This is a genomic window from Psychromonas sp. MB-3u-54 (assembly GCF_002836415.1).
GTDB lineage: Bacteria > Pseudomonadota > Gammaproteobacteria > Enterobacterales > Psychromonadaceae > Psychromonas.
In genome coordinates, this window is the sequence record NZ_PJBP01000009.1 from 1 (window position 1) to 3,484 (window position 3,484).

General features: G+C 39.8%; 1 protein-coding gene and 4 tRNA genes. 1 reads left to right on the forward strand and 4 read right to left on the reverse strand.

Annotated elements, in window-relative coordinates:
• The 4 genes from CXF72_RS00215 to CXF72_RS00230 form a co-directional block, all read right to left on the reverse strand.
• Nucleotides 1-74, reverse strand: a tRNA-Pro gene (locus CXF72_RS00215).
• Between the two features lie 162 nt (nucleotides 75-236).
• Nucleotides 237-321, reverse strand: a tRNA-Leu gene (locus CXF72_RS00220).
• A 30-nt stretch (nucleotides 322-351) separates the two neighbouring features.
• Nucleotides 352-427, reverse strand: a tRNA-His gene (locus tag CXF72_RS00225).
• A 520-nt stretch (nucleotides 428-947) separates the two neighbouring features.
• Nucleotides 948-1,024 (reverse strand) — tRNA-Pro (locus tag CXF72_RS00230).
• A gap of 499 nt (nucleotides 1,025-1,523) precedes the next feature.
• Between CXF72_RS00230 and CXF72_RS00235 the strand changes: the two genes are divergently transcribed.
• A complete protein-coding gene (locus CXF72_RS00235) occupies nucleotides 1,524-2,921 on the forward strand; it encodes an MBL fold metallo-hydrolase RNA specificity domain-containing protein (RefSeq protein WP_101036040.1) in 1,398 nt (465 codons plus the stop codon).
• The last annotated feature ends 563 nt before the right edge of the window (nucleotides 2,922-3,484 follow it).

Genomic DNA, 3,484 nt, shown 5'->3' on the forward strand with positions numbered 1-3,484 from the left:
TCGGTGATAGAGGATTTGAACCTCTGACCCCTACTCCCCCAGAGTAGTGCGCTACCAAACTGCGCTAATCACCGATAATCTTTTCTATAGCAAAAAGCCTGTAACAGATTAATATGACAGGCTTTTTTAATCTGTTTGGTGATATTAAATCAAACTATTAGCCAATATTTTATAAACCGGGGAGATTTACTTAAATTGGAATAATCACCGTATTATCTTATTCGTGTCTGTTTAAGTGGTGCGGAATGAGAGACTTGAACTCTCACACCCTTCGATACTAGAACCTAAATCTAGCGCGTCTACCAATTCCGCCAATTCCGCAACTATTTAAACATTTTAATAAAATAAAGATGGGGCGAATGACGGGGATTGAACCCGCGACAACCGGAATCACAATCCGGGGCTCTACCAACTGAGCTACATCCGCCACTAAACTTTTATAAATGGTGTTCTGTGCAGGACTTGAACCTGCGACCCTCCGCTTCGTCACACTATAGCTTTCGCTACCATCCCTAAGGACTTCGTGCGCTGGAATACCCCTTTACCATAGTAACCCATAAGGAAATCATAAGATTTTACACTTTAGGTAGATGCCGTCTACTCTCTACACCTTCCCAATAAACGTATTGGGCTTGGCTCGGGATTGCCAACCAAAATGGTAAGGTTTCCCCGAATTTGACATCTTACACTCATAAGGTTTCCCAAATGAGGCCCAATTATGAAATGATTTCACACTTCGGCATTAGAAGGCGGATGCTCTATCCAACTGAGCTAACAGAACTAAATTTTCATAACCACAAGCTATATATTTATCATATACTGTCTGAGCTTTGAAATTTAATTCCAAATAAGAACCGGTATCCTACGGCTTATACGCCGTTGCTCTATCCAGCTGAGCTAAGGGTTGATTCTTAAATATCAGCACGTTTAAAACATGCTGTTAAATATGGTCGGTGATAAAGGATTCGAACCTTTGACCCCCTGGTCCCAAACCAGGTGCGCTACCAAGCTGCGCTAATCACCGAAATCACTGTTAAGCTTTAATGCTTTAATGCTTTAATGCTTTAATGCTTTAAGCCTTAATGCCTTAACAACGACGCAGATAGTACTGAGTTGTTTTTAAATCGTCAATTGTTATTTTAACTATTAAGTGTTGAGTGATGATAAATTAATCGCATTGGCTGATTTTAGAGCTTAAGTCTGATCCGACAAGCGCTAATTATACCAAACACCTTAAATTTATGATCAATTTATTCAAAGGCAAAATTGACACTTATAAAGCAGTAGTGATGATTATTGAATAATAAATCAGATCATTTGATTAATACGTTTGGTCTCTGTTGATACAACTTTTTAGAATACTATTACAGAATGATTTTTCCCCCCCTGTCGATCCCTGCTTTCTGTTTGCAAATTCAAAATTCAAAAGAATATCAATTTCGTTTTATCGTGACTTGATGAATTTAAAGCGAATAAACACAGGCATGCTACAGTTAAAAGTGTATCAACAACGGAGGTGTGTTATGGCTTTTATCCAATCGTTCGGGGCTGCTGAGACAGTTACCGGATCATGCCATCTTTTACAGCTTAAAAATGGGCCTAATATTTTAATTGATTGCGGCTACTTTCAAGGTAGTAAAGAGGAGCAAACATTTGAACCTTTTGGTTTTGATCCTAAAAAAGTGGATATTTTACTGATTACCCATGCGCATTTAGATCATGTCGGACGTATTCCTAAACTGGTCAAGGAGGGATTTGACGGTAAAGTTGTCGCCTCAAGAGCGACCATGGATCTTGCCGAAGTAATTTTAATGGATAGCGCTAAAATTGCTGAAGAGGATTATAAAATAGCACTTAAAAAGGCCAAACGATCCGGTAATGAAAAACAGGTTCGACCGCCGATTTACAGCACCGATGATGCAAAAGCGGTGTTTGATTTAACCATCCAATATGCGCAGTACAATAAAAGCATTCAACTTACGCCTGAGGTCAAAACCACCTTTCGTAACGCCGGACATATCCTTGGCTCGGCAACCGTGCAAATTGAGTTTGATGAAGCAGGCCTATCCAAATCAGTGGTATTCAGCGGGGACTTAGGCGGCCAAACAGACTTAATTATGCCCTCCCCTGCTTTTGTTAAACAAACCGATGCCCTTTATATTGAATCGACCTATGGGGATCGGGATCATCGCGGTTTAACCGAGACGGTGAATGAATTTAAAGAGGTTATTATTAAGACCTTAAATAATCAGGGTAATGTCTTGATCCCCTCCTTTGCTATTGAACGTACCCAGGAAATTTTGCTGCTGCTAAAACAAATGTATTACGACCAAGAGCTTCCCAAATGCCAAGTGTTTTTAGACTCGCCAATGGCGATGCGCGCCACGCAAATTTATACACGTTATCATTCTGAATTAAATGAGCCGGCCATAAAGTTGCTTGAGCGTGACAGCACTATTTTTGACTTTCCCTATCTGCAATATTCACTCAAAAACCAAGATTCAATGCTCATTAATAACATAGAAAACCGCTGCATTATCATTGCCGGAAGTGGTATGTGTACAGGTGGACGAATTTTGCAGCACTTTAAACATCGTCTCTGGGATGCGCGTAACAGTGTCATCTTTGTCGGCTATCAAGTGCAGGACACTCTGGGACGAAAAATGATTGACGGGGCAGAATCCATCCAGCTTTATCACGAAAATATCAAAGTCAATGCGCAGATACATATGATCAACGGATTTTCTGCGCACGCCGATCAAAGCGATCTGCTAACTTGGATAAGCGAATTTGAAAAACTCGATAAAATATTTTTAATACATGGAGAGCCTGATAAACAGGCTATTTTTAAACAAGTCATTGAAGAGCAGTTACATAAACCCACACATATAGTTAAATATGCGGAACAAATTTACATTTGACCTGACAAATTTTGCTTTGGAAGGCATTGGACATAGACTTAACGCGTTTGGTATTAATAACATTCTCTGACACTCGCGGCTTATTTGGTTAACTCGTAGGGTGCGCTCCGCGCACCGATTACAACTGTTTGCCATGCATAGAATGCACCCTACTGCTTAGAAAATTACGCTAATTAAGGTGGACGCTTAAACTCCAGACGAAAAAAACTGCAATAAATGCGGGTTTTAAGAATGTGGTCGGTGATAAACGGAGCCGCGAATAAGCTTTAGCTTAATGTATGAGCAATCTTGTAAAGCGACATTTCAGTGTATGGGCAAACTAATACCAAACGCATTAATAAAGTGATCCGATTTATTATTTAAAATTGATCATAAATTTAATGGTTGTCTTATTTGAATGCCAACTAGCACGAACCATGACAACAAACGCATAGCGCGTAGGGTGCATCAATAAAGTAATAAGATTTACTATTCAAAATCATCCCGGCGGTTTTGTGAGCGTAAATTTAGGATGAAAAAAAACCGCAACAAGTGCGGCTTCTTTAAAAGTGGTCGGTGATAGA